Raw genomic sequence first — 25,719 nt, forward strand, 5'->3', positions numbered from 1 at the left:
CTTTAAATCCTTATCCTAGAAACGAACCAGCGCGGAGCCCCAGGTAAACCCACCGCCAAAGGCTTCAAGCAGGACCAACTGACCAGGCTTAATACGCCCATCGCGTACCGCTTCATCAAGTGCACAAGGCACAGAAGCAGCAGAGGTATTACCGTGGCGATCCAGAGTCACGACGACATTGTCCATCGACATGCCGAGTTTTTTCGCCGTTGCGCTGATAATACGCAGGTTCGCCTGATGCGGAACCAGCCAGTCCAGTTGAGAACGGTCAAGATTATTCGCCGCCAGCGTCTCATCAACGATGTGCGCAAGCTCAGTTACCGCGACCTTGAAGACTTCGTTGCCTGCCATAGTCAGATGAATTGAATTCTCTGGATTCACACGGTCAGCGTTAGGCAGCGTCAGCAATTCACCATAGCTGCCGTCGGCATGCAGATGGGTGGAGATAATTCCTGGCTCTTCAGAGGCGGCCAGCACCGCAGCGCCCGCACCATCACCAAAAATGATAATGGTCCCGCGATCTGTTGGATCGCAGGTGCGCGCCAGTACATCGGAACCGACGACCAGAGCATACTTCACCGCACCAGATTTCACATATTGATCAGCTACGCTCAGGGCGTAGGTGAAACCTGCACAGGCTGCGGCAACGTCAAACGCCGGGCAACCTTTAATGCCCAACATGCTTTGAATCTGACATGCTGCGCTCGGGAAGGCGTGCGTGGCAGAAGTCGTTGCCACAACAATCAGGCCAATCTGGTCTTTGTCGATCCCCGCCATTTCAATTGCACGTGTCGCCGCTTCGAAGCCCATGGTAGAAACGGTTTCGTTTGGTGCAGCAATATGACGTTCACGGATACCAGTACGAGTAACAATCCACTCGTCAGAGGTATCCACCATTTTTTCCAGATCGGCGTTTGTCCGCACTTGTTCGGGCAGATAGCTGCCAGTACCAATAATCTTCGTATACATGTACGCTCAGTCACTTTTCGGTTATATACCGTCACTTGCAAACTGCGAGTTCGCTGGCAGCGTCCTGCTACCGCAGAGTTCCGCTTTTGCCACCGTCCAGCAGCTCAAAACCAGCTGGGTATACAGATTTCAGGCGAGCGGCAATTCGCTGAGGAACTTGTCGCTGCACCGCCTGCACTGCCTGTTCAATCGCGACCGCAAAAGCTCGCTGATTGGCCGCACCATGACTTTTTATCACCGTGCCGCGCAATCCTAACAGACAGGCGCCGTTATACTGGTCGGGGTTGAGGTGACTGAATCGCCTCGTCAGGCTCTTTTGTAGCCAACGCTTTAATAACAGTAGCCACCACGACCGTTTTTTCCCTTCTCCCTGGGATTTCAGCAGAGAAAGGAACATCCTGACAACACCTTCCATCGTCTTTAATGTGACATTTCCTGTAAAACCGTCACAGACCAACACATCTGTCTTGCCAGTTAATAACTCATTGGCTTCAAGATAGCCGATATAATTGACAGAAGGGATTGTTTTAAGCACAGCTGAGGCGTCCCGAATACTGTCGAGACCCTTTACTTCTTCTTCACCAATATTGAGCAACGCCACGCGAGGGTTAGGGATTTCCACCACCTCTTCTGCCAAAACAGAGCCCATAATGGCGAATTGCACCAACATTGTGCTATCACAATCGACGTTGGCCCCTAAATCGAGAACCACCGTTTTGCCCTTTTGCTGATGCGGTAACACCGTCACCAACGCCGGACGCTCAATCCCCTCCAGGGGTTTGAGCAATAATTTTGCCAGTCCCATCAGCGCCCCGGTATTACCGGCACTGACACAGGCCTGCGCTCGCCCCTCTTTCACCAGTTCCAAAGCCACGCGCATTGAGCTACCACGACTGCCGCGGATAGCTTGCGAAGGCCGGGCATCACTGGCGATAACTGACTGCGCAGGGATAATCTGCAAACGCGAACGCTGTTCGAAGTCAGCTTTAGCAAGTAATGGCGTGATGGCGTCGGGATTACCGACTAAAAGAAGAGTGAGTTGCGAATTAGAGTTCAGTGCCTGCAAAGCTGCAGGCACTGTCACAGAAGGGCCAAAATCGCCCCCCATGACATCTAACGCCAGGGTTAGACGTGTCAAGGTATCGTCGCCGCCCGGTTTGGTCTTTCCCCAGTTACCTGGGGAAAATCCTCACTAAGCTTCATCACGCAGACGCGTGATTACTTAGCGATGACCTTGCGGCCGCGGTAGTAACCGTCGGCAGTGATGTGGTGACGCAGGTGTTTTTCACCAGAAGTTTTGTCTACAGACAGGCTGGTGACTGCGGTCAGCGCGTCATGGGAACGACGCATGCCACGTTTGGAACGGGTTGGTTTATTCTGTTGTACGGCCATGGACCTTACTCCTCAATTACGGTTTATCCCCGATCCAACGGGGAGCACCAATTACTTACGCTTTAAGCTGGCTAATACGGCAAATGGGTTTGGTTTTTGCGCTTCATCAGGCAATTCACCAAAGACCATGTCCGCTTCGGACACTTCACAGTGTTCAGAATCATGCACCGGAACTACCGGCAAGGCGAGGATGATTTCATCTTCAACCATTGCAAGCAGATCGATTTCACCGAATTCGTTAACCTCAATCGGTTCATACGTTTCCGGCAGTGCTTCAGCCTGTTCGTCTGAACGCACAGGACTAAAACAATACGTTGTGTAGACCTGATGAGAAAACGGCTTCCCGCAACGCTGACACTCGAGCGTTACCGTCACCTTCGCATCGCCGTTTAACACTGCGAGACGTTGGTTATCGATAGCGAACGACATGGAGCATTCCACATCACTGTCCACACTGACTACAGATTCAGCGACGCGCTCAACCTGATCAGGAGTATAAATACCCTGGTAATCAAGGCGTTTTTGAGCCGTACGAACCGGATCGAGAGTCAGGGGTAATTTTACCTTTTGCATAGGGCGCGCATATTAACTTTGTAACGTCATAGAGTCAAAGAAAAAGGCAGCCTGTGGTTGCCTTTTGCCAATAATTCGCACACATTGCGGGTTACTGCTTTATTTTCGTTCAGTGCTGACAACGAACATCAACCTGCAAAACGAAGCGCATAGTTTAAAATGGCTATCATCAATACGCTATATCTGATGGAAAAAAATATGTCTAAACTTATTTTAGCCTCCACCTCGCCCTGGCGCCGCGCTCTACTTGAAAAACTGCAAATCTCTTTCGAATGTGCCGCGCCGGAGGTCGACGAAACCCCGCATAGCGATGAATCACCTCGCCAACTGGTGCTTCGACTGGCGCAAGAAAAAGCGCAATCCTTAGCATCACGTTATCCAGACCATTTAATTATTGGTTCTGATCAGGTGTGTGTTCTTGACGGTGAAATCACCGGTAAACCGTTAACGGAAGAAAATGCGCGCCTGCAATTACGCAAAGCCAGCGGCAATATTGTCACCTTTTATACCGGGCTGGCACTGTATAATTCCGCCAACGGACATCTGCAAACAGAAGTGGAACCATTTGACGTCCATTTCCGTCATCTGAGCGAGGCGGAGATTGATAATTACGTGCGTAAGGAGCATCCCCTGCACTGTGCAGGTAGCTTTAAGAGTGAAGGCTTTGGCATTACGCTATTCGAGCGTTTAGAAGGGCGTGACCCTAACACGCTGGTTGGTTTGCCGCTTATTGCGCTCTGTCAGATGTTACGTCGGGAAGGGAAAAACCCGCTGATGGGATAATTTTATGGGCCGGACGCGTTTACGCCGCATCCGGCAATTGGTGCTGACTGCCTGATGCGGCGTAAACGCCTTATCAGGCCTACCGCCTACTATCTGATTTATATGCTCGCATTAACGCGTATTACGCAGTTTCTGCAAACAACGCTTCAAACCATCATCCATCGGCGCTTCGATACGCATCACCTCACCCGTTCCCGGATGGGTAAACTTCAACGCCGCGGCGTGCAGGAATAAACGATTTAATCCCGTTCCCGCTTCAGTGAGTTGTTTATCAAATTCGCGGTCGCCGTAACGATCATCAAAGGCAATCGGATGACCAGCGTATTGCGTATGCACACGGATCTGGTGTGTACGACCGGTCACCGGGCTACAACGCACCAGCGTGGCAAACGCATAGCGTTCTTCCACTTTGAAGCGCGTTTCTGACGGCTTACCCTCCTGGCTCACACGCACAATACGCTCACCGCTTTGCAGAATGTTTTTCAGCAACGGCGCTTGCACGCTTTTCACGTGTGACTGCCACTGACCGCGCACCAGCGCCAGGTAATCTTTTTGCATACCTTTTTCACGTAATTGCTCATGTAGAGAACGTAACGCCGAGCGTTTTTTCGCTACCAGCAGTACACCAGAGGTGTCCCGGTCGAGTCGATGCACCAGTTCAAGGAACCGCGCTTCGGGGCGCAACGCCCTCAGTCCTTCAATAACGCCGAAACTTAAACCACTGCCGCCATGTACTGCTGTGCCAGACGGTTTATTCAACACCAGGATATGATCATCTTCATATAAGATGACATCCGCCAGCGCAGCGACTTTTTGCAGATGCGGCGAAACCGCGTCTTCTTCCCGTTCAGCAACGCGAACCGGCGGAATACGCACTTCATCGCCAGCTTCGAGTTTATATTCAGGCTTAATACGTTTTTTGTTCACCCGTACTTCGCCTTTACGCAAAATACGGTAGATCATACTTTTTGGTACGCCTTTCAATTGGGTACGCAAAAAGTTGTCGATACGTTGCCCCGCTTCATCAGCGGTAATAGCAACAATTTTTACGGATGGAGTCTCTGTTTTCATGGTGGGCGATTCTAAATAGCCAGCAGGATTCGCGCCACTCATTTTTCTATGCTTATATTTAGTTCTGCACCTTATTACTTCCCAGCGCAATCACTTAATTGCTGGTTATTAAACCAATCACCAGCAAGAAGTGAAAAAACTGTGAGTAAGTGGGTGATAAATGGTAAAAGTCATCTTGCTATAACAAGGCTTGCAGTGGAATAATGAGAACGTTTCCGTGTCCAACCTTGTTAAAACAAGAAATTTTACGGAATAACCCATTTTGCCCGACCGATCATCAACGCAGCAATGGCGTAAGACGTATTGATCTTTCAGGCAGTTAGCGGGCTGCGGGTTGCAGTCCTTACCGGTAGATGGAAATATTTCTGGAGAGTAATACCCAGTCTGTTTCTCTGATAATTGCGCTGTTTTTCCGCATGAAAAACGGGCAACCGACACTCTGCGCCTCTTTGAGCTGACGATAACCGTGAGGTTGGCGACGCGACTAGACACGAGGCCATCGGTTCACACCCGGAAAGGCGTTACTTTGCCCGCAGCTTAGTCGTCAATGTAAGAATAATGAGTAAGTTACGATGAAAAGAATGTTAATCAACGCAACTCAGCAGGAAGAGTTGCGCGTTGCCCTTGTAGATGGGCAGCGTCTGTATGATCTGGATATCGAAAGTCCAGGGCATGAACAGAAAAAGGCGAACATCTACAAAGGTAAAATCACCCGCATTGAACCGAGTCTGGAAGCTGCTTTTGTTGATTACGGCGCTGAACGTCACGGTTTCCTCCCACTAAAAGAAATTGCCCGCGAATATTTCCCTGCTAACTACAGTGCTCATGGCCGCCCCAACATTAAAGATGTGTTGCGTGAAGGTCAGGAGGTCATTGTTCAGATCGATAAAGAAGAGCGCGGTAACAAAGGCGCAGCACTGACCACCTTTATCAGCCTGGCGGGTAGCTATCTGGTTCTGATGCCGAACAACCCGCGCGCGGGTGGCATTTCTCGCCGTATCGAAGGCGACGACCGTACCGAATTAAAAGAAGCACTGGCAAGCCTTGAACTGCCTGAAGGCATGGGGCTTATCGTGCGTACTGCTGGCGTCGGCAAATCTGCCGAGGCGCTCCAGTGGGATCTGAGCTTCCGTCTGAAACACTGGGAAGCGATCAAAAAAGCCGCTGAAAGCCGCCCTGCTCCGTTCCTGATTCACCAGGAAAGCAACGTTATCGTTCGCGCTTTCCGCGACTACCTGCGTCAGGACATAGGTGAAATCCTTATTGATAACCCGAAAGTGCTCGAACTGGCGCGTCAGCATATCGCCGCGTTGGGTCGCCCGGATTTCAGCAGCAAAATCAAACTGTACACGGGTGAAATTCCACTGTTCAGCCACTACCAGATTGAATCGCAGATCGAGTCCGCTTTCCAGCGTGAAGTTCGTCTGCCGTCCGGTGGTTCTATTGTTATCGACAGCACCGAAGCGTTAACCGCCATCGACATCAACTCCGCACGCGCAACCCGCGGCGGTGATATCGAAGAAACCGCGTTTAACACTAACCTGGAAGCTGCTGATGAGATTGCTCGTCAGTTGCGTCTGCGTGACCTCGGCGGCCTGATTGTTATCGACTTTATTGACATGACGCCAGTACGCCACCAGCGTGCGGTAGAAAACCGTCTGCGTGAAGCGGTGCGTCAGGATCGTGCGCGTATTCAAATCAGCCATATTTCTCGCTTCGGCCTGCTCGAGATGTCCCGTCAGCGCCTTAGCCCATCGCTGGGTGAATCCAGCCATCACGTCTGCCCGCGTTGCTCCGGTACTGGCACCGTGCGTGACAACGAATCCCTGTCGCTCTCTATTCTGCGTCTGATTGAAGAAGAAGCCCTGAAAGAGAACACTCAGGAAGTCCACGCTATTGTTCCTGTCCCCATTGCTTCTTACCTGCTGAACGAAAAACGTTCTGCGGTGAATGCAATTGAAACCCGTCAGGACGGCGTGCGCTGCGTGATTGTACCAAACGATCAGATGGAAACTCCGCACTACCACGTGCTGCGCGTGCGTAAAGGAGAAGAGACGCCGACCTTAAGCTACATGCTGCCAAAACTGCATGAAGAAGCGATGGCATTACCTTCTGAGGAAGAATTCCCTGAACGTAAACGCCCGGAACAACCTGCACTGGCAACCTTCGCCATGCCGGATGTTCCACCAGCGCCAACCCCGGCTGAAACTGTAGCACCGGCAGCAGCCCCAGCACCGAAAGCTGCGCCGACAACGCCTGCTGCTCCAGCACAACCAGGCCTGTTGAGCCGTCTTTTCAACGCACTGAAATCGTTGTTCAGCGGCGGCGAAGAAACCAAACCGGCCGAGCAACCCGCGTCGAAAGCAGAAGCAAAACCGGAGCGCCAACAGGATCGCCGTAAGCCTCGCCAGAACAACCGCCGTGACCGTAATGAACGCCGCGATACACGTAGTGAGCGTACAGAGGGCAGCGATAATCGCGAAGAAAACCGTCGTAATCGTCGCCAGGCACAGCAGCAGACTGCCGAGGCTCGTGAGAACCGTCAGCAGACCGATGTAACTGAAAAAGCACGCACCACTGACGAGCAGCAAGCACCGCGTCGTGAACGTAGCCGTCGCCGTAACGACGATAAACGTCAGGTGCAACAAGAAGCTAAAGCGCTGAATGTTGAAGAGCCATCTGTTCAGGAAACCGACCAGGAAGAACGTGTACGTCCGGTTCAACCACGTCGTAAACAGCGTCAACTGAACCAAAAAGTGCGTTACGAGCAAAGCGTTGCTGAAGAAGTTGTAGTCGCACCGGTGGTTGAAGAAACCGTCGCTGCCGAGCCTGTTATGCAGGAAACGCCTGCCCAGCGAACTGAACTGGTAAAAGTTCCGCTGCCTGTGGTTGCGCAAACTGCGCCGGAACAGCAAGAAGAGAACAATGCCGATAACCGTGACAACGGTGGCATGCCACGTCGTTCTCGTCGTTCGCCTCGTCACCTGCGCGTAAGTGGCCAGCGTCGTCGCCGCTATCGTGACGAGCGTTATCCGGTTCAGTCACCAATGCCGTTAACTGTAGCGTGCGCATCTCCGGAACTGGCCTCTGGCAAAGTCTGGATCCGCTACCCGGTTGTACGTCCGCAAGATGTACAGGTTGAAGAACAACGCGAGCAGGAAGAAGTACAGGTTCAGCCGATGGTGACTGAAGTCCCTGTCGCCGCCGCTGTGGAGCCAGTCATTGCCGCGCCGGTTGTTGAAGAAGTAACTGAAGTCGTAGAAGCACCTGTTCAGGTTGCCGAACCGCAAGTGGTTGAAACGACGCATCCTGAAGTGATTGCCGCTGCAGTAACTGAACAGCCGCAGGTGATTGCCGAAGCTGATGTTGCCGTAGCGCAGGAAGTTGCAGAGCACGCAGAACCAGTGGTTGAACCGCAGGAAGAGACGGCTGATATTGAAGAAGTTGCCGAAACTGCCGAGGTTGTGATTGCCGAACCTGAAGTCGTTGCTCAACCTGCCGCGCCTGTGGTCGCTGAAGTTGCAGCAGAGGTTGAAACAGTAGCCCCTGTTGAAGCCGAGGTAGTCGTAGAGCATAACCACGCTACCGCGCCGATGACACGTGCTCCGGCACCGGAATATGTTCCGGAAGCGCCGCGCCACAGTGATTGGCAGCGTCCAGCCTTTGCCTTCGAAGGTAAAGGTGCCGCAGGTGGTCATACGGCGACGCATCATGCCTCTGCCGCCCCTGCGCGTCCGCAACCTGTTGAGTAATCATTAACTCAAAGCGATCAAGCCCTGGCAACCGCCGGGGCTTTTTTTATTTCAGTTATGAATCAATATATTCAACTTCACCCAATGGTATTCTTGCCAGCCACACTCAAAAATAAGGCAAAAAAATGCCCGCTCAGGCGATCCCAGAGCGGGCAGACAAAACATACCCAGTTTCATGATATGTTTGAAAAGTGCTTATTTATTGAGCTGAAAAAGCGATAATCCTTGCATATCAGTAAACGCTTTGTACGACGCCTGTAACGCTGTTTGCTGCATGATGTAAGATGAAATCGTCGCGTTCCAGTCCACATCAACCAAATCACTCATCTGCTGCGTCTGACCTAAAGCGCGATCGCTACCTAATGAATCCAGCGACTCCAGTTCGTTCAACTGTGTGCCTAATTCCGCACGTACGGTGAGCACATTATTCAGCGAGTTTTTCAGGCCACGGTTAGTTTTATCTAATGCCGCAGCAGCGGTTTCTTTATCCGCTTCACTATCTGCAACCGGTGTTTTCAGCGCAGCGATGGCGCTATCCAGCATAGCAAAAAGGCTGGTTTCAGAATCGCTACCATCTGGTTCCGCTACCGCATTACTGGTAATGCTATTAAAAATTTTGTCGCCGGTATGCCCTATCACCATCGAACGCGAAGCATCAACCTGTTGCTTAATACTTTCAGTTCCGCCGACATATTCACCTTTCGCTTCGCTAAACGGTGCGGATTCGGTTTTATAACCAGCAAAAATGTAGCGCCCGTTACCGTCAGTGGTATTCGCCAGATTCAACAACTGGTCGCGGAGTCCCTGAATATCCGTGGCTAACGATGCCCGATCATCGTCACTTAACGTGCCGTTGCTGGCGTAGACAATTTTTTCCTGGGCGTTCTGGATTGCCGTAGTAACCTGGCTAAGCACACTCTCTTCCAGCGACACTTTTTGCGTCGCGAAAGTACGCGCCAGCGTGTACTGACTGTTTTGCGCCTGCGCTTGTGAGAGCACGACAGCTTGTGATGCAGCAATGGGATCGTCAGAAGGGTTAACAACTCGCTTACCCGTCGACATCTGTTCGCCATACTTCATCCATTCCGCCTGGGAACTGGTGATACCGCGCATATTTTGCTGGTACATCATCTGGGTACTGAAACGCATTTTTTCTCTCCCTTAGCGAATGTTAATAAGCGCATCGAAAATGGCGTTCGCCGTCTGCAGAACCTGCGCATTCGCCAGGTAGTACTGCTGAAAACGTTGCAAGTTGCCGTACTCTTCATCAAGGTTGACGCCGGAAATAGATTGCTGCTGATTAGAGAGTTGCGTCACCACATTACCTTGCGTCGTACTGCTGGTTTTCAACGTAGCAGTTTTATTGCCGATATCACTCACTAACGAGGCATAGGCGTCGTTGAAGGATTTCGCCCCGCCCACCGTTTTACTGTTGCTTTGCAAATCCAGCAGCGCCTGACCATTACGGTTATCGCTCTCACCAGCGGTTTTATCGCTCGCCATGGCGATTTTCGCTTCGTCGGTGATTAAAACGTCCATGTTGACGATGGCATCGCTTACCGGTTTCAACGTGAAGCTGTCATTAGCATCTGGTGTGCCGGTAAACGTCAACTCCAGACCGTCAAACGAAACTTTACCGTCGACATCTGGCGTCACCGTAAAAGTAGTATTGCTGGCAAGGCGGGTGACCTGCCACTGATTATTGTTGAAAGAGATTTTGTAATCTGTTGCCAGCACCGCGGAGCCGTCGGTCACCGTGGCGCTGATCGCGCTACTACCCTGGTTTTTAGTATTCTCCAGCACAGCCGGTTTCCCGATGGCAAAAAAATCTTTCCCTGTATCGCCATTGGCATCAAACCCGTCTTTGTGTTGAGTATTGAAAGCCCCGGCAAATGCCAGCGCCAGTTGTCCGAGCGTATTGCGCGTCTGGTCGAGATCCTGAGAACGGAATGTCAGAAGGCCGCCCAGCGACCCGGTATTCAGTAATTTCTCCGGGATCTCAATATTGCCCACAGTACTATCAACATAAGCGACTGTCGTGCGGGAAGGATCGGCGCTGGACGGTACTGCCGCCAACTGACGCGCCGTGCTGCCCTGTACCAGTGAGTAACCATTGGCCATCGTGATGTTGTAAGTGCCGCCATCCTGAACGCTGACTTCTACACCAACGATCTGGTTTAATTCGCTCACCAGTTGATCACGTTGATCCAGCAGCTCGTTAGGTGACGCCCCTGCCCCCACACCTGTCAGGCGTGAGATTTGATCGTTCAGACTGGCGATTTGTTTAGCATAATTGTTGATCTGGTCAACGCTGGCACCTATCGCGATATTGACCTGTTTATCCTGGTCGCGCAGATACTGATCGGTGGTTTTAAACTGGTTTACCAGCCCTTCTGCTTTACCGATCAGCGCCTGACGTGCCGCCGGATCTTCCGCGTTACTGACCAGTGTTTGCAGACTGGTGAAGAAATCCTGCATCTGTGTTGCCAGCGAGGTCGTGCTGCCAGAGAGCATATTGTCGATTTTCGACATCTGTTCATAGCGGGAAGTCAGACCGCTACTCTGGGTTTGCGCCGCACGTAACTGGTTGGTAATAAACGCATCATACTCACGTTGCACACCGGATACGTAGACACCATTGCCAACCCAACCACCTGCACCCAGAGTGCTGTTGGCCTGCGCCATAATGGTGGTTTGGCGGGTATATCCGGCAACGTTATAGCTGGAAATATTATTACTCGCCGTATTTAACGCTGCCTGCGCCGCGTTAAGTCCGCTCATGGCGTTATTGATCAAGCTGGACATGGAGGTTCCTTATAAGCCTTCAATTACAGAGCATTATCGGCAGACACCCGCCGGACTTGAGTTCTTCAGAACAGATTATCGATACTCATGTTGTAAGTTTTGCTCACTTTGTCGCTTACCGATTTCATCTGCTGAATCATATGGGTTAGTTTGCGGGCATAATGAGGATCGGTCGCATATCCCGCGTCCTGTAATGCCTGCGCCCCCTGCTCAGCGCTTTTGGCATTCGTCACGGCGGCGTAACGCGGATTACGTGTTAATAGACCGACATAATCTGAAAGCGCTTCAAGATATGAGCTGTAAACCCGGAACTTCGCCTTTACTTTCTTCGCTTCGCCATTTTCATATTCGGTGGTGGTAATTTCAGTGATCGGCCCTTTCCAATTACCGGAGGCTTTGACGCCAAACAGGTTATAGCTTGGCTCACCATTTTCACGACGGATTTGCCGTTGTCCCCAGCCTGATTCCAGCGCCGCCTGGGCAAGGATCAGATGATGCGGCACACCACTTTGCTGGCTTGCCCGTTGGGCGGGAAGCGAGAGTTGCGCGAGGAACGCTTTGCTGTCACCAGGTAGCGAATCATCGTAGTTACGTGGTACGGCTTTTTGCACCAGTTGCGAGAGCGCCTGGTTTTGGTAACGCATCACAGTTTCAAGCGGGAATTTCATCGGTGCCGCTGGCGTTGCTTCATCTGGCAACGGCTGCTCTGGTGTCATCTGTTTAACCATCATCTCCGCCAGCCCCAGACCTTTGCCTGCTGTCATCTGTTGGGCAATCTGCTGGTCATACATACTGGTGTAGAGTCGGGTATGCTCGCTGCTGAACAGGCCATCTTTCGGTAAGGCTTCACGCATACTTTTCAGCATCATCTGCACGAACATCCCTTCTACCTGACGAGCCACCGGGCGAATATTTGCCGCCGGATCTTCACCCACTTTCGCTTTCAGGTCATTAAGCGATTGTGCATCCCAGGCGGCACTGGCCAGCAGTTTGCTGTCGCTAATCATCAAATGATTTCCAGTTTTGCCCGCAGACATCCCGCGCTTTGCATCGATTGCAGTATGGACATCAGATCCATCGGCGTAGCCCCCAATGCATTGAGCGCGCGCACTACGTTATTGAGGCTGGCGCTTGAACGCACGCTTTGCAGCGAACCACCGCTCTGACGTAAGTCGATCTGCGTTTGTGGGGTTACCACGGTTTCTCCACCACCAAACGGCGTATCTGGCTGGCTGACATTCACCTGCCGATTCACCGTAACCGAGAGGTTGCCCTGTGCCACCGCGCAGCTATCGAGGGTCACTTCACGATTCATCACCACTGAACCGGTACGCGAGTTAATAATCACTTTGGCGTCCTGCGGAGTGACATTGACCTGCATGTTCTGGATATCGGCAAGGAAACGCACCTGGGAACTGTTGCCACTCGGCACGCGTACCTGAATAGTTCGCGCATCTAACGCCGTCGCGTTGCCGTATCCGCGTGTGCGGTTGATGGTATCGGCAATTTCCTGCGCCAGGGTGAAATCTTCCTCATTTAGCTGCAAATTGAAGGTATTGCCAGCACCAAACTGGCTGGGCAATTCGCGCTCAATAATTGCACCATTGGTGATCCGTCCGCCATTCAATTGGTTAACCTGAACACTGCTGCCCCCCGCCGATGCGCCTGCGCCGCCGACCAGAATATTGCCCTGCGCCAGCGCATACACCTGGCTATCGACACCCTTAAGCGGTGTCATCAGCAGCGTACCGCCACGCAGACTTTTGGCGTTACCCATCGACGACACCACGACATCAATGGTTTGCCCCTGGCGTCCAAAAGGCGGAAGTGACGCCGTCACCATTACCGCAGCGACGTTTTTTAACTGCATATTGGTGCCTGTCGGAACGGTAATTCCCAACTGCGAGAGCATGTTATTTAGCGTTTGCGTGGTAAACGGCGTCTGGGTCGTCTGGTCACCCGTACCATCCAGGCCAACTACCAACCCATAACCAATCAGCGAGTTTTGCCGTACGCCCTGAACGCTGGTGAGATCGCGAATACGGTCGGCCTGCGCCACGACCGCAACCAGCAGAAGAATGAATGCAGAGAGAAATTTAATCACCACAGCCTCACTTACATTGGCGACAGGTTAAGGAAGAAACGCTGTAACCAGCCCATATTTTGTGCTTCGTTAATGTAGCCATTGCCAACGTACTCAATGCGCGCATCCGCCACCTGGGTAGACGGTACGGTGCTGCTACCACTGATAGTGCGTGGATTGACCACGCCGGAGAAGCGAATAAATTCGGTGCCCTGATTAATGGCGATCTGTTTTTCACCCACCACATGCAGGTTACCGTTTACCAGCACTTGATCGACCGTCACCGTCAACGTGCCGCTGAAGGTATTGCTGGCATTAGCTCCACCTTTCCCGTTGAAGCTATTGCCGCCAGAGGCATCGACATCAGCGCGGGCATTACCAAACAGCCCCTGCAAATAGCGCGGCACAGTATCAAAGCCAAAATTGGTTTTACCGTCGCGGCTGGCATTCGCGGAAGAACTCTTGCTGGCACTGACGTTTTCCTGCAACACAATGGTCAGCGTATCGCCAATATTACGTGGGCGGCGATCTTCAAACAGCGGTTGATAGCCATAGTTAATCGGCTGAGCAGACTGGAATATGGAACCGTTGGCGACGGGTGTCGGACCAGGAACCGGCTGTGCAGTAGTCGCCCCCTGTACCAACGGCGTGGAGGGTATCCAGGCACAGCCGGTCAGTGAAAACACCAACAAGCTGGAAATGGCGTAAATGCGCGCAGCGTTTTTTTGCATGGCTATCATCTTCAAAAATCAGTAAACCGGTGAACCAGCCACCGGTTATGCCTTAGAGTTGCGTCAGTTTTTGCAGCATCTGATCGGTGGTAGATACCGCTTTACTGTTGATTTCGTAGGCACGTTGTACCTGAATCATGTTGACCAGTTCTTCCGCCACGTTGACGTTAGATGTTTCAACATACCCTTGATACAGCAGCCCCGCGCCGTTCAGACCCGGTGTACTTTCGTTCGGTGCGCCGGAGGATTGCGTTTCGGTGTAGAGGTTTTCGCCAATGCTCTCCAGCCCAGTGTCGTTCATAAAGGTAGTGAGATTAAGCTGCCCAACCTGAACCGGAGCCGCCTGGCCTTGCTGGGTTACGCTGACCACGCCATCACGACCGATGGTGATGCTTAACGCATTCGCTGGAATGGTGATCGCAGGCTGTACCTGAAAACCACCCGCCGTCACCAACTGCCCGTTCTGATCCACCTGGAAAGAGCCGTCGCGGGTGTAGGCCGATGAGCCATCCGGCAGCATGATCTGGAAAAAGCCCTGCCCTTTAATCGCCACATCTTTGCTGTTATTGGTTTGCGACAGGTTGCCCTGACTGTGTAGGCGTTCAGTGGCAACCGGACGCACACCAGTACCGATTTGTAACCCGGACGGCAAGGTGGTTTGTTCGGAAGACTGCGCACCAGGCTGGCGAATGGTTTGATAAAGCAGATCTTCAAACACCGCCCGCTGACGCTTGAAACCGTTGGTACTGACGTTTGCCAGGTTGTTGGCAATGACGTCCATATTGGTTTGCTGGGCGTCGAGGCCGGTTTTGGCGATCCATAATGAACTGATCATAAAATGTCCTGTAGTGGAGTGCTGACCACGTGCATATGTCTTTTTACCGGATGCGGCGTAAACGCCTTATCCGGCCTACAAGATCTCGCAAATTCAATACATTGCGATGCAACTCGTAAGCCCGATAAAATTGCGCATCAGGTAACTTATGCTTGTCACTTATCCTTTCAATTAACTCATCGAAAGCAGTTGATTGGCACGGCCTGCGTTATCATCAACGCTGCTGATAACCTTCATCTGCATTTCAAAACGCCGCGCGCTGGCAATCATGTCGCTCATCGCCGCAACAGCATTGACATTACTGCCTTCCAGCACGCCCGACATCACCCGTAACGTCGGGTCTGCCTGAAGTTCCGCTCCACGTGTGGCCTGACTTTCAGCAGTCAAACGAAAAATGCCGTCATCGCCGCGCTGCACTTCACTGCCCGTAGCTTTCACCAGTTTCAGCCGCCCGACTGGAGCGACGGTATTTGCCGGATCGCCAGAATTCAGCGCCGAGATAGTACCATCGGCAGCAATAGTGATTTCCGCCCCTTCCGGCACAGCAATCGGCCCCGCTTCACCAATCACCGGATGCCCCTGAATCGTCAGTTGCCCGGTGGGATCAACCTGAATGCTGCCATTACGCGTATATCCTTCGCTACCGTCAGCGGTCTGCACGGCCAGCCAGCCGTCTTGCTGTAACGCAACATCCAGCGGACGTGAGGTGTAATCCATCTTGCCGGGCGTCATGTCTGCCCCTGGCGTAGATGCCGTCACCAGCGTGCGTGTAGGCAGCGAAAGTCCCTCTACCGGCACCGCACGTAAGGCGTTTATCTGCGCGCGAAAACCAGGTGTAGATGCATTCGCCAGATTACTGGCAGTTACCGCTTGCTGATTCAGCGTCTGGCTGGCGGCCCCCATCGCGGTATAGATTGCGTGATCCATTGAGCTATCCCGTCAGCGATTAGCGTAAGTTAACCAGCGTGTTGAGGATCTGGTCCTGGGTTTTGATAGTCTGGGCGTTGGACTGATAGTTACGCTGGGCGACAATCATATTGACCAGTTCTTTGCTGAGATCGACATTGGACGCTTCCAGCGCACCATTGGTCAGCGTGCCAAAATTGCCTGTTCCGGCAGTCCCCAACAGCGCCACGCCAGAAGATTGCGTCGCAGACCAGACATTATCGCCTTCGGACGCCAGTCCTTCGTTGTTAGCGAAGTTAGCCAGCACAATCTGCCCCAACAGTTGGGTTTGTTCGTTGGAATAGTTGCCGACTACCGTACCGTCATCGTTGATTTGGTAACTCACCAGATCGCCCGGTTTGTAGCCGTTCTGGGTGGTTGCCACGATGTTGTTCGCACCGGTGTTTTGTTGCATGGAGTTGAGGAAACTTAACGAGAATGAGGCGGGATCTGCACCGTTAATTGCACCGGTGGCAACTAACGCAGAAGCACCAGATGTCAGAGTTCCATTCGCATCAAACGCCAGTGTTGTTACTTGCTTAGCGATACTGGCTGCATCACTACTATCCTGGGTGTAAACATCCCAGTTATTATCCCCGGTCTTCACAAAGTAGACGCTCATGTCATGAGCATTCCCCTGGCTGTCAAATACCGTTACCGAACCTTTTTTGTTATAGCTATCCGCATCACTGGCATCGAAAGTTTTGACTGTCGGAAGAGGATCACTGGAGTTAAGGTTGATCTGCATTGACGCCGTTGTCGTCGTTTTCGCCGCCATCAGGGTATTCGGAATCGAAATATTGCCTGGATTCGCCCCCTGCTGAATAGTCGGTGGTGTGCCGGTTGCCGGATAACCCGTTAACTGTAAACCTTGCATATTCACCAGATTACGGTTTTCATCGAGTTTAAATTGCCCGTTACGGCTGTAAAACACTGAGCCGTTACTGTCTACGAGGCGGAAGAAACCGTTCTGGCTGATGGCAACGTCAAGGCCACGTCCTGTATTCGTGGTCGTTCCATCGGTAAAATCCTGGGTAATGCCGGCAACTTTTACCCCCAGCCCCACTTTAGAACCCGCGAACATATCAGCAAAAGAAGCCGTACCGGATTTAAAACCATAGGTGGCGGAGTTGGCGATATTGTTGCCAATAACATCGAGGTTGGTGGCGGCTGCGTTTAATCCGCTAACCGCTTGAGAAAAGGCCATGACTGACTCCTGAAATGTGAAGGCTTAAATTATCTGCCGTACTTCGTCGAGAGTGGTGGTGCCGTAAGTGCCGAGATCCAGCGTATTACCGTTGTTACCGCGGATCACGCCCTGCACCAGAGCAAACTGCAGCGGTTGCGCAACTAACTGCGTACCACCGTTACTGGCGCTAATCGCCACGTTATAAGAACCATTCGGTGCGGTTGTGCCGTCAGTTAATGTGCCGTCCCAGGTGAAACTGTGGACTCCGGCGGTCAGTTCACCGATATCAATCGAGCGTACAACCGCGCCATTTTTATCAGTGATCGTGGCGGTGACTTTGTCTGCCGCCTGTTGCAGTTCAACACCAAACGGCGTGGTCGTGGTTACCGCCCCTTCTTCACTGCCAGTACCGGCAAGAATGGTGGTGCCGGGGATCATCACACCATGACCAATCAGGTTACTGGCCTGTAGCGACTGACTGTTGTCTATCTGTCCGGAAATCGAACCGAGTGTAGTATTGAGTTTTTCAATCCCGCTAACCGTGCTGATTTGCGCCAGTTGCGATGTCAACTCGTTGTTCTCCATCGGATTGGTCGGATCCTGATTTTTCAGTTGCGCCACCAGCAACGTCAGAAAACTGCTTTGCAAATCTGCAGCGTTACTGCCAGTGAGCGAACTACTGCTGGTAGTACTGACACCAGTGTTTGTCGGATCGGTAGTGGTTACCGCAATGGACATGGTTTTCTCCTTTATTGACCGAGCGTGAGGGTCTTCAGCATCATGCTTTTCACCGTGTTGAGGACTTCAACGTTGGCCTGATAACTGCGTGATGCCGACATGGTGTTAACCATCTCCCCAACCACATCCACGTTTGGCATTTTCACGTAACCCTTCGCGTCCGCCAGTGGATTTCCCGGCTCATATACCAGTTTGTCTGGCGCCTGGCTTTCAATCACGTCAGCCACTTTCACCCCACCTGTCGCGGTTCCCGGCGCGGCGTTCACCTGAAACACCACCTGTTTTGCCCGATAAGGTTGTCCGTCTGGCCCTGTCACGCTATCGGCATTCGCCAGATTACTGGCCGCTACGTTCAGACGCTGGGACTGGGCAGTTAACGCCGACCCGGCGATCTCAAAAATATTCAGCAGTGCCATCCGTTAATTTCCGCTCTGTAAAACGTTCATCATGCCTTTGATTTGCCCACTCAACGCGCTAAGGCTCATCTGATATTGCAGGCTGTTATCGGCAAACTGGGTGCGTTCGCGATCCATATCGACGGTATTGCCGTCCAGCGAAGGCTGATCCGGAATACGGTATTGCAGTTCTGCGGAAGGAGGCGTCAGCGCCTGCGCCGGAATGTGTTGCGTTGAGGTCATGGTCAGGGCCACCACACTGGTTTCATCCCGTCCACGCAGCATTACTTTTTTAAGTTCACTGGCAAAATCTATATCGCGCGCCTGATAACCAGGGGTATCGGCGTTGGCGATGTTTGCCGCCAGCACTTCCTGACGATGGGCGCGCAGATTGAGCGCCTCTTGTTGAAAACGTAAGGCGGCGTCGAGCTTATCGAGCATATCTCCTCCGCAGATATCAAAATTCTGCCGTCAGCTTAAAGGCTTTAGGCGCGCGTTATCGGCGGAATAAACGCAAAATGGGTCGCTATTTATGCCGTTGATGGTCACGCCGCGCGGGTACAATTTAGCCTGTAGAAATGGCTGGGGGCGGAAATGCAAATAATGAAGCATGGCGTGGTACTCATCGCGATACTGTTCAGCCCGCTGAGTACGGCTGGCGATTTCACATCACAATTGAAAACCTTTTTTGTGGTACAACTGGCGGGGTTGAGTGATGAGGTTCGTATCTCTATTCGCACGCCCCCCCATTTACTGCCTGCGTGTGAACAGCCATTGCTTTCCATCACCAGTAATTTCCGCCTGTGGGGCAATGTGAATGTGCTGGCACGCTGCGGCAACGACAAACGATATGTGCAAGTCAATGTGCAGGCCACCGGGAATTATGTCGTTGCCGCGATGCCCATTGTGCGGGGAGGAAAACTGGAATCTGCCAGCGTCAAACTGAAACGCGGACGGCTGGATACCTTACCGCCACGTACTGTACTGGATGTTAATCAACTGGTTGATGCAGTCAGTCTGCGCGATCTGACGCCCGGGCAGCCAATACAACTAACCATGCTACGCCAGGCCTGGCGAGTAAAAGCCGGACAGCGTGTCAACGTGATCGCCAGTGGCGATGGTTTCAGCGCTAATGCTGAAGGTCAGGCGCTGAACAACGCGGCGGTTGCGCAAAATGCTCGTGTCCGCATGGTGTCGGGTCAGGTGGTCAGTGGTGTGGTGGATGCGGATGGGAATATTCTTATAAACCTGTAATCTGTTAAAGATTGACCGACTATTGCCGATAAATAAGCAACAAATGATAAAAGCGCCCTCAATGAGGAATAAACCATGAGTATTGACCGCACCGCTCCCCTGAAGCCCATAAGCACCGTTCAGCCACGCGAAACCAGTGACACTCCGGTAGCCAATACCCGCTCGACAAAAACGACCGCCGCCGCCAGTACCAGTGTGACATTAAGCGATGCACAAGCAAAGCTGATACAACCAGGCAGCAGTGATATCAATCTTGAGCGCGTAGAAGCGTTGAAACTGGCGATTCGTAACGGTGAACTAAAGATAGATGTCGGCAAAATTGCCGATGCACTGATCAGCGAAGTGCAACAAGACTTACTGAGTAAATAAACGTATGACGCGTCTTGCAGAGATCCTCGACCAGATGTCCGCAGTGCTTAACGATCTTAAAACGGTGATGGAGCAAGAGCTGCAACATCTCTCTATGGGGCAGATCAACGGCAGTCAGTTACAACGGATTACAGAACAAAAAAGCTCACTGCTGGCGACGCTGGATTACCTCGAGCAGTTACGTCGGCAAATACCGGATGCCGCAAACAGCAACGATATCGCACAATGCTGGCAGGAAATTACCGTAAAAACGCAGCAACTGCGTCAGTTAAATCAACATAACGGCTGGCTACTGGAAGGACAGATTGAGCGCAATCAACAGGCGCTGGAAATGCTGAAACCACATCAGGAGCCGACGCTGTACGGAGCCAACGGTCAAACCTCAACGCCCCATCGCGGCGGTAAAAAGATATCTATCTGAAGATTTTCTCCGGCCTGCAATGCAGGCCGGGATTGGTTATTAAGCCGTCCGACGGGCAAACTCTTTGACTTTAAAGCCCAGCACCGCCAGCGCGGCAAAGTACGCCGCAATTCCCGCGACAACTACCGCCATCAAACGCAGTAAGCGCCAGGGCATAGTACCCAATGACCAGTCCGGCATGATGTGCAACATACCTAAAAGTACGCCAGACATCACCAGCACTGCTACCACCAGACGCAGCAGAAACGCAGTCCAACCGGGTTGCGGGGTAAAGATTTTCTGCTTACGCAACTGCCAGTAAAGCAGCGAGGCATTCAGGCAAGCTGCCAGACCAATGGAAAGCGACAGTCCGGCATGTTTCAACGGGCCGATAAACGCCAGGTTCATCAACTGCGTCAAAATCAGCGTGACGATGGCAATTTTCACCGGTGTTTTAATATCCTGGCGGGAATAAAAACCCGGAGCCAGCACTTTCACCACAATCAGGCCGATCAACCCCACTGAATAGGCAATCAATGCCCGCTGAGTCATCAGCGCATCAAAGGCGGTAAATTTACCGTACTGGAACAGCGAAACAGTTAATGGACCAGAGAGAATACCCAACGCTACCGCGCTCGGCAGCGCCAGCAGGAAACAAAGACGCAGGCCCCAGTCCATCAAGCGGTTGTATTCATCATGATTACCGCTGGCAAAACTTTTCGACAGCGACGGCAGCAAAATAGTCCCCAGCGCCACGCCCAGTACGCCAGACGGAAACTCCATTAAACGGTCGGCGTAGTACATCCACGACACGGAACCTGAGGCAAGAAACGAAGCAAAAATGGTGTTGATGATCAAGGAGATCTGACTAACAGAAACACCAAGGATCGCCGGGCCCATTTGTTTCACCACGCGCATTGCTCCTGCATCGTGAAAGTTAATGCGCGGCAGAACCAACATGCCGATCTTCTTCAGGTGCGGTAGCTGATACACCAGTTGCAGTATACCGCCCACCGTAACAGCCCACGCCAGCGCCAGCACCGGCGGATTAAAGTACGGTGCAGCAAACAGCGCAAAACCAATCATGCTGATGTTAAGTAACGTCGGGGCAAATGCCGGAATCGAGAAACGGTTCCAGGTATTCAAAATAGCCCCCACCAGCGATGCCAGGGAGATCAGCAAAATATAGGGAAAAGTGATCTGCAATAGCTGAGTGGTCAGCGCGAATTTGTCGGCGGTGTCAGCAAAGCCCGGCGCAGTCACCATTATCACCCACGGTGCGGCGAGCATCCCGGCAACGGTCACAACCGCCAGTGCCAGCGTCAGCAGGCCCGAGACATAAGAGACAAAGACCCGAGTTGCATCTTCACCTTGCTTGCTTTTATATTCCGCCAGAATCGGCACGAATGCCTGGGAGAATGCCCCTTCGGCAAAGATACGGCGCAACAAGTTAGGAAGTTTGAAAGCGACGAAAAAAGCGTCGGTTGCCATCCCTGCGCCAAAAATTCTGGCGACAATAGCGTCACGTGCAAAGCCAAGCACACGCGAAAACATGGTCATCGAGCTGACGGCGGCCAGCGATTTTAATAAATTCATTGGTGTTCTAATCCAGACCCACGAACAAAACGCCTGCAACGCAGGCGCTGAAAGAGGCGAATAGTCTACCTGGATTATGGTGAATTGCTACCGCCAGATGTTACAGGGTTTATTCACTCATCGCGTCTCGCCAGAGTTTGTCAACGATGCGCTGCGCCAGTACTGCCTGCTCACCAGCAGTTTGTGGAACTGTCTGATTTTGCACGCATTCGATGAAATGATGCGCGCAGCCAACAAATCCACGCTGCTCGAGGGTACTTTGCCAGCCGGGAATCGGTTTGTGCACCACGCCCTGCCCGCGCTCCTCGCGCCATTCACGCATATCCGTAATGTCGATGAGCGCGCCGTCGGTCACGGCCTGCACCGCTTCACGCTGGCTACCAGCACGGCGATGCATGCAGGTGGTGATTTGCAAAGGCCCCACCGAAAAATGGTGCTCGGCAAACAACATTTCGCCAGACTCGTTAGTCAACAGCGAACCACCGTCAAGGGAGACTTTGCCGCCAGACAGCCACAGTGCAGTGTCAACCACATGCAGATAATCATCCAGCAACGTGAAATAAAGATCGTGTGGCCCGACGCTATGAGTACGATGTTTATCCATTCTCAGCGACGCTGCGGTGGCAAGTTGCGTTTTTAGCTCACTGTAGAGCGGTGCAAAGCGACGGTTAAAACCAACCATCAACGTCAGTTTTTTCCGCGCCGCCAGTTCCACCAGCCGCTCGGCATCGCGCAGATTTTCTGCCAGGGGTTTATCGACACAGACATGAACGCCAGCGTTTAATAACGCACTGACCACTTCAAAATGACTGGCGGTGCTGGAGTGGACAAAAACTGCATCGCAACTGGCAGCAAGGTTAGATAACGAATCGGCATAAGGAATGCGCCAGCTTTCACAAATGGGTAGAGCTTTCTCGCGCGTTGGCGACCATGCCCCCTGTAACGTCCAGTCAGACGCTGCCGCCAGCACCGGTAACCACGCTTTTTGCGCGATCCCTCCTAACCCCACTACGCCGATACGTAATTTTTTCACTTTAATCTCCCAGATGGGCCAGCAACGAATCAAGACGCTGTTTCAGTTCTGCCACTTCGATTTCCAGTGCTTCGACACGGGCCTGTAAATCACCTTCAACCGCCTTCGACGGTTCCGTTACCACAGGTTGCTCATCTATCTCACCACTGAAAAGATGCATATAGCGACTTTCGCGTTTACCCGGTTCGCGAGCCAGACGCACCACAAAAGGGCCATCTTCGCGATTCGCCAGTTGTTCCAGCGTCGACTCCACTTCCGCCATATCGCTAAATTCATACATTCGCGCCGCGCGGCTGCGCAGTTCACCCGGCGTCTGGGCACCACGCAATAACAACGTGGTGATTAACGCCACTTCTGCGGCGCTCAGTTTCAGATCGCCAAATTCTGAATTACAAAAGCGTTGCTCATATTTGGTGACCCGATTACCAAAACCGCTCACCGTGCGTAAATAATGACGTTTTACCAGATTATCCAACTGCTCCTGCACTTCAGATTCGCTTAAGTTCATTACCGGTTCACGGTTCGTTTTCTGATTACAGGCCGTGACTACGCTATTCACGGAGAGCGGGTATTGCTCCGGCGTCGTCACCTGTTTTTCCAGTAAACAGCCAATCACGCGGGCTTCCAGTGCGGTAAGTTGATACTTCATAACATTCTCCTTAGCGGCCGGGCGTCCAGTCCGGGGTGGTTAATGCCGTCAGCACGTGATCGCGCCATTGTCCATCAATCAACAGATAATCTTTCGCATAACCTTCTTTTTCAAAACCCAGTCGCGCCAGCAAATCACCGCTACGTTTATTGTGCGGCATATAGTTGGCCATAATGCGATGAATGTGTTGAGTACGCTGCATATAACGAATAGCGGCGGTCAGGGCTTCAAACATTAGCCCCTTGCCCTGCCATTTTTGTCCGATTGAATAACCGAGATAGCAGGCATGGAAAGATCCTCGCACCACATTAGAAAAATTGGCAACGCCAATAATCTCTTTCTCATCCGGGTCGAACAACCCAAAATAGAATGCAGAACCTTGTTTATGAAATTCATTAATCATGCTTAACCTGGCCTGCCAGCCTGAAGGGTAGCAGTGGCTTTCGTCGCGCACTGGTTCCCAGGGCTTGAGGAAATGGCGATTTTCTGCGTAATAGTCCGCCAGCCGCCAGGCATCACGTTCATGCACCAGACGCACGACCAGTCGGTCTGTGGTTAAGCGCACTTTTGGCACGTTACTACGATAGCCAAACATTCTATACCTACTCCTTCCCGTAACGTCTTTAATACGCTGTAAGTATTACTATACCTGCGCAACCAGAACCTGTGAAAAGTCCAAAATGCCATTTCCTGCATTATTCACATATTTGATAAAAACTCTCTATCAAAGAGGACTTTCGATAAAAAAATATTGTCCCGGGAAATATGGGAAAAGTATTAGCGACCATGCAGAATAGAAAGTGCTCATCTTTTATTTCCCGGGAGGGGAAATGTCGCGCGTTTCACAGGCCAGGAACCTGGGTAAATATTTCCTGCTCATCGATAATATGCTGGTCGTGCTGGGGTTCTTTGTTGTCTTCCCCCTGATCTCTATCCGCTTCGTTGATCAAATGGGCTGGGCAGCCGTGATGGTCGGTATTGCTCTCGGTCTGCGTCAGTTCATTCAGCAAGGTTTAGGCATTTTTGGCGGCGCAATTGCCGACCGCTTTGGCGCAAAACCGATGATCGTCACCGGAATGCTGATGCGCGCCGCGGGATTTGCCACTATGGGGATCGCCCACGAGCCATGGATGCTGTGGTTTTCCTGCCTTCTCTCAGGTCTTGGCGGTACTCTGTTCGATCCGCCGCGTTCGGCACTGGTGGTCAAATTGATCCGCCCGCAACAGCGTGGACGTTTTTTCTCCCTGTTGATGATGCAGGACAGTGCTGGTGCGGTCATTGGCGCATTATTAGGTAGCTGGCTGTTGCAATACGATTTCCGCCTGGTCTGCGCGACGGGTGCAATTTTGTTTGTGCTGTGTGCGGCATTTAATGCCTGGTTGTTACCGGCATGGAAACTTTCTACCGTGCGTACGCCAGTCCGCGAAGGCATGGCCCGCGTGATGCGCGATAAACGTTTTGTCACCTATGTTCTGACGCTGGCAGGCTACTACATGCTGGCCGTTCAGGTAATGCTGATGCTGCCGATTATGGTCAACGATATCGCCGGAGCGCCCTCTGCCGTTAAATGGATGTATGCCATTGAAGCGTGTCTCTCCTTAACGTTGCTTTACCCTATCGCCCGCTGGAGCGAAAGACGTTTTCGTCTGGAACACCGATTGATGGCTGGGCTATTGGTCATGTCGTTAAGCATGATACCGGTTGGAATGGTCAGCAATCTGCAACAACTCTTCACCCTGATTTGTCTATTTTATATCGGTTCAATCATTGCCGAACCTGCGCGTGAAACCCTAAGCGCCTCGCTGGCAGATGCACGAGCGCGCGGCAGCTATATGGGGTTTAGTCGTCTGGGCCTGGCGATTGGCGGTGCTATCGGTTATGTCGGTGGCGGCTGGCTGTTTGACCTGGGTAAATCGGCGCAGCAACCAGAACTACCGTGGATAATGTTGGGCATTATTGGCATTATCACCTTCGTTGCGATGGGGTGGCAATTTAGCCAGAAACGCGCTACGCGTCGGTTGCTGGAACGCGACGCCTGAAAATGCCATGCTTTCTGTTACCATTGTTCGCCCAGTCAATCTACTCGCCGCAGCAACCTGTTATTACCTGTCGCCGCTGTTTTCAGTTTTTTCTGCTGGCGGGTTTAACGCTGGTGAC

The 25,719-nt window shown here is 52.2% G+C and carries 26 protein-coding genes; 6 read left to right on the forward strand and 20 right to left on the reverse strand.

The genetic code is table 11. From position 1 onward, the window contains the following. Positions 1-15 precede the first annotated feature (15 nt). From fabH to yceD, 4 genes are all read right to left on the reverse strand, one after another. On the reverse strand, positions 16-969 hold the full coding sequence (gene fabH, locus BEA93_RS04125) for a beta-ketoacyl-ACP synthase III (RefSeq protein WP_000288127.1): 954 nt from the start codon (positions 967-969) through the stop codon (positions 16-18). Between the two features lie 67 nt (positions 970-1,036). Then, positions 1,037-2,107 (reverse strand): phosphate acyltransferase PlsX, encoded by a 1,071-nt coding sequence (plsX, locus tag BEA93_RS04130; protein ID WP_000197582.1) that lies wholly within the window; start codon positions 2,105-2,107, stop codon positions 1,037-1,039. An 80-nt stretch (positions 2,108-2,187) separates the two neighbouring features. Further along, positions 2,188-2,361: a 50S ribosomal protein L32 gene (gene rpmF / locus BEA93_RS04135; protein ID WP_000290727.1), complete on the reverse strand. Its 174-nt coding sequence runs from the start codon at positions 2,359-2,361 to the stop codon at positions 2,188-2,190. Positions 2,362-2,412: 51 nt separating this feature from the next. Next, on the reverse strand, positions 2,413-2,934 hold the full coding sequence (gene yceD / locus BEA93_RS04140; RefSeq protein ID WP_001174477.1) for a 23S rRNA accumulation protein YceD: 522 nt from the start codon (positions 2,932-2,934) through the stop codon (positions 2,413-2,415). A 198-nt stretch (positions 2,935-3,132) separates the two neighbouring features. Here yceD and yceF point away from each other — a divergent pair, with 198 nt between their 5' ends. After that, on the forward strand, positions 3,133-3,717 hold the full coding sequence (yceF, locus tag BEA93_RS04145) for a 7-methyl-GTP pyrophosphatase (RefSeq protein ID WP_001516185.1): 585 nt from the start codon (positions 3,133-3,135) through the stop codon (positions 3,715-3,717). Positions 3,718-3,828: 111 nt separating this feature from the next. Here yceF and rluC read toward each other — a convergent pair whose 3' ends face one another. Further along, positions 3,829-4,788 (reverse strand): 23S rRNA pseudouridine(955/2504/2580) synthase RluC, encoded by a 960-nt coding sequence (gene rluC, locus BEA93_RS04150; RefSeq protein ID WP_024191859.1) that lies wholly within the window; start codon positions 4,786-4,788, stop codon positions 3,829-3,831. A 572-nt stretch (positions 4,789-5,360) separates the two neighbouring features. Here rluC and rne point away from each other — a divergent pair. After that, positions 5,361-8,540, forward strand: coding sequence for a ribonuclease E (gene rne, locus BEA93_RS04160; protein ID WP_001516183.1), 3,180 nt, complete (start codon positions 5,361-5,363; stop codon positions 8,538-8,540). Between the two features lie 195 nt (positions 8,541-8,735). Here rne and flgL read toward each other — a convergent pair whose 3' ends face one another. The 11 genes from flgL to flgB form a co-directional block, all read right to left on the reverse strand. Continuing rightward, on the reverse strand, positions 8,736-9,689 hold the full coding sequence (gene flgL, locus BEA93_RS04165; RefSeq protein WP_001212793.1) for a flagellar hook-associated protein FlgL: 954 nt from the start codon (positions 9,687-9,689) through the stop codon (positions 8,736-8,738). A 12-nt stretch (positions 9,690-9,701) separates the two neighbouring features. Beyond that, the gene (gene flgK / locus BEA93_RS04170) at positions 9,702-11,345 is read right to left on the reverse strand and encodes a flagellar hook-associated protein FlgK (protein ID WP_105224288.1); all 1,644 of its coding nucleotides are present in this window, start codon (positions 11,343-11,345) and stop codon (positions 9,702-9,704) included. A gap of 65 nt (positions 11,346-11,410) precedes the next feature. Further along, complete coding sequence (flgJ, locus tag BEA93_RS04175) at positions 11,411-12,352, reverse strand: flagellar assembly peptidoglycan hydrolase FlgJ (RefSeq protein WP_001516180.1); 942 nt, start codon at positions 12,350-12,352, stop codon at positions 11,411-11,413. Continuing rightward, positions 12,352-13,449 carry a flagellar basal body P-ring protein FlgI gene (flgI, locus tag BEA93_RS04180; protein ID WP_001516179.1) on the reverse strand — a complete coding sequence of 366 codons (1,098 nt, stop codon included), beginning with the start codon at positions 13,447-13,449 and terminating at the stop codon, positions 12,352-12,354. The genes flgJ and flgI overlap by 1 nt, the downstream gene beginning before the upstream one ends. Before the next feature lie 11 nt (positions 13,450-13,460). Further along, the gene (locus BEA93_RS04185; protein WP_105224287.1) at positions 13,461-14,159 is read right to left on the reverse strand and encodes a flagellar basal body L-ring protein FlgH; all 699 of its coding nucleotides are present in this window, start codon (positions 14,157-14,159) and stop codon (positions 13,461-13,463) included. A 52-nt stretch (positions 14,160-14,211) separates the two neighbouring features. Next, positions 14,212-14,994 carry a flagellar basal-body rod protein FlgG gene (gene flgG / locus BEA93_RS04190; RefSeq protein ID WP_000625823.1) on the reverse strand — a complete coding sequence of 261 codons (783 nt, stop codon included), beginning with the start codon at positions 14,992-14,994 and terminating at the stop codon, positions 14,212-14,214. Between the two features lie 171 nt (positions 14,995-15,165). Further along, complete coding sequence (gene flgF / locus BEA93_RS04195) at positions 15,166-15,921, reverse strand: flagellar basal-body rod protein FlgF (protein WP_000349270.1); 756 nt, start codon at positions 15,919-15,921, stop codon at positions 15,166-15,168. A gap of 19 nt (positions 15,922-15,940) precedes the next feature. Further along, on the reverse strand, positions 15,941-17,146 hold the full coding sequence (gene flgE / locus BEA93_RS04200) for a flagellar hook protein FlgE (RefSeq protein ID WP_000885838.1): 1,206 nt from the start codon (positions 17,144-17,146) through the stop codon (positions 15,941-15,943). Between the two features lie 24 nt (positions 17,147-17,170). Beyond that, the gene (gene flgD / locus BEA93_RS04205) at positions 17,171-17,866 is read right to left on the reverse strand and encodes a flagellar hook assembly protein FlgD (protein ID WP_016248588.1); all 696 of its coding nucleotides are present in this window, start codon (positions 17,864-17,866) and stop codon (positions 17,171-17,173) included. Between the two features lie 11 nt (positions 17,867-17,877). Next, positions 17,878-18,282, reverse strand: coding sequence for a flagellar basal body rod protein FlgC (flgC, locus tag BEA93_RS04210; RefSeq protein WP_001196470.1), 405 nt, complete (start codon positions 18,280-18,282; stop codon positions 17,878-17,880). A 3-nt stretch (positions 18,283-18,285) separates the two neighbouring features. Further along, positions 18,286-18,702, reverse strand: coding sequence for a flagellar basal body rod protein FlgB (gene flgB, locus BEA93_RS04215; protein WP_000884689.1), 417 nt, complete (start codon positions 18,700-18,702; stop codon positions 18,286-18,288). Between the two features lie 153 nt (positions 18,703-18,855). On the opposite strand from flgB, the gene flgA reads away from it, so the two are divergent. The 3 genes from flgA to flgN all read left to right on the forward strand — a co-directional run bounded on the left by flgA (position 18,856) and on the right by flgN (position 20,305). Beyond that, positions 18,856-19,515, forward strand: coding sequence for a flagellar basal body P-ring formation chaperone FlgA (gene flgA, locus BEA93_RS04220; RefSeq protein WP_105224286.1), 660 nt, complete (start codon positions 18,856-18,858; stop codon positions 19,513-19,515). A 75-nt stretch (positions 19,516-19,590) separates the two neighbouring features. Continuing rightward, the gene (gene flgM, locus BEA93_RS04225) at positions 19,591-19,884 is read left to right on the forward strand and encodes a flagellar biosynthesis anti-sigma factor FlgM (protein WP_105224285.1); all 294 of its coding nucleotides are present in this window, start codon (positions 19,591-19,593) and stop codon (positions 19,882-19,884) included. Positions 19,885-19,888: 4 nt separating this feature from the next. Further along, the gene (gene flgN, locus BEA93_RS04230) at positions 19,889-20,305 is read left to right on the forward strand and encodes a flagella biosynthesis chaperone FlgN (protein WP_001516175.1); all 417 of its coding nucleotides are present in this window, start codon (positions 19,889-19,891) and stop codon (positions 20,303-20,305) included. Positions 20,306-20,344: 39 nt separating this feature from the next. On the opposite strand, the gene murJ is transcribed toward flgN, so the two are convergent. The 4 genes from murJ to rimJ form a co-directional block, all read right to left on the reverse strand. Beyond that, positions 20,345-21,880 carry a murein biosynthesis integral membrane protein MurJ gene (gene murJ, locus BEA93_RS04235; RefSeq protein WP_001050690.1) on the reverse strand — a complete coding sequence of 512 codons (1,536 nt, stop codon included), beginning with the start codon at positions 21,878-21,880 and terminating at the stop codon, positions 20,345-20,347. 109 nt (positions 21,881-21,989) lie between these two features. Continuing rightward, a complete protein-coding gene (locus BEA93_RS04240; protein ID WP_105224284.1) occupies positions 21,990-22,913 on the reverse strand; it encodes a Gfo/Idh/MocA family protein in 924 nt (307 codons plus the stop codon). A 1-nt stretch (position 22,914) separates the two neighbouring features. Beyond that, a complete protein-coding gene (locus tag BEA93_RS04245; RefSeq protein ID WP_000877132.1) occupies positions 22,915-23,562 on the reverse strand; it encodes a YceH family protein in 648 nt (215 codons plus the stop codon). A gap of 10 nt (positions 23,563-23,572) precedes the next feature. Then, entirely contained in the window at positions 23,573-24,157 is a 585-nt protein-coding gene (gene rimJ / locus BEA93_RS04250; protein ID WP_000468210.1) for a ribosomal protein S5-alanine N-acetyltransferase, read from the reverse strand. Between the two features lie 235 nt (positions 24,158-24,392). Here rimJ and mdtH point away from each other — a divergent pair, with 235 nt between their 5' ends. After that, the gene (mdtH, locus tag BEA93_RS04255) at positions 24,393-25,601 is read left to right on the forward strand and encodes a multidrug efflux MFS transporter MdtH (protein WP_000092221.1); all 1,209 of its coding nucleotides are present in this window, start codon (positions 24,393-24,395) and stop codon (positions 25,599-25,601) included. Positions 25,602-25,719: the final 118 nt, after the last annotated feature.

Source organism: Escherichia sp. MOD1-EC5950, from assembly GCF_002965345.1.
GTDB lineage: Bacteria > Pseudomonadota > Gammaproteobacteria > Enterobacterales > Enterobacteriaceae > Escherichia > Escherichia marmotae.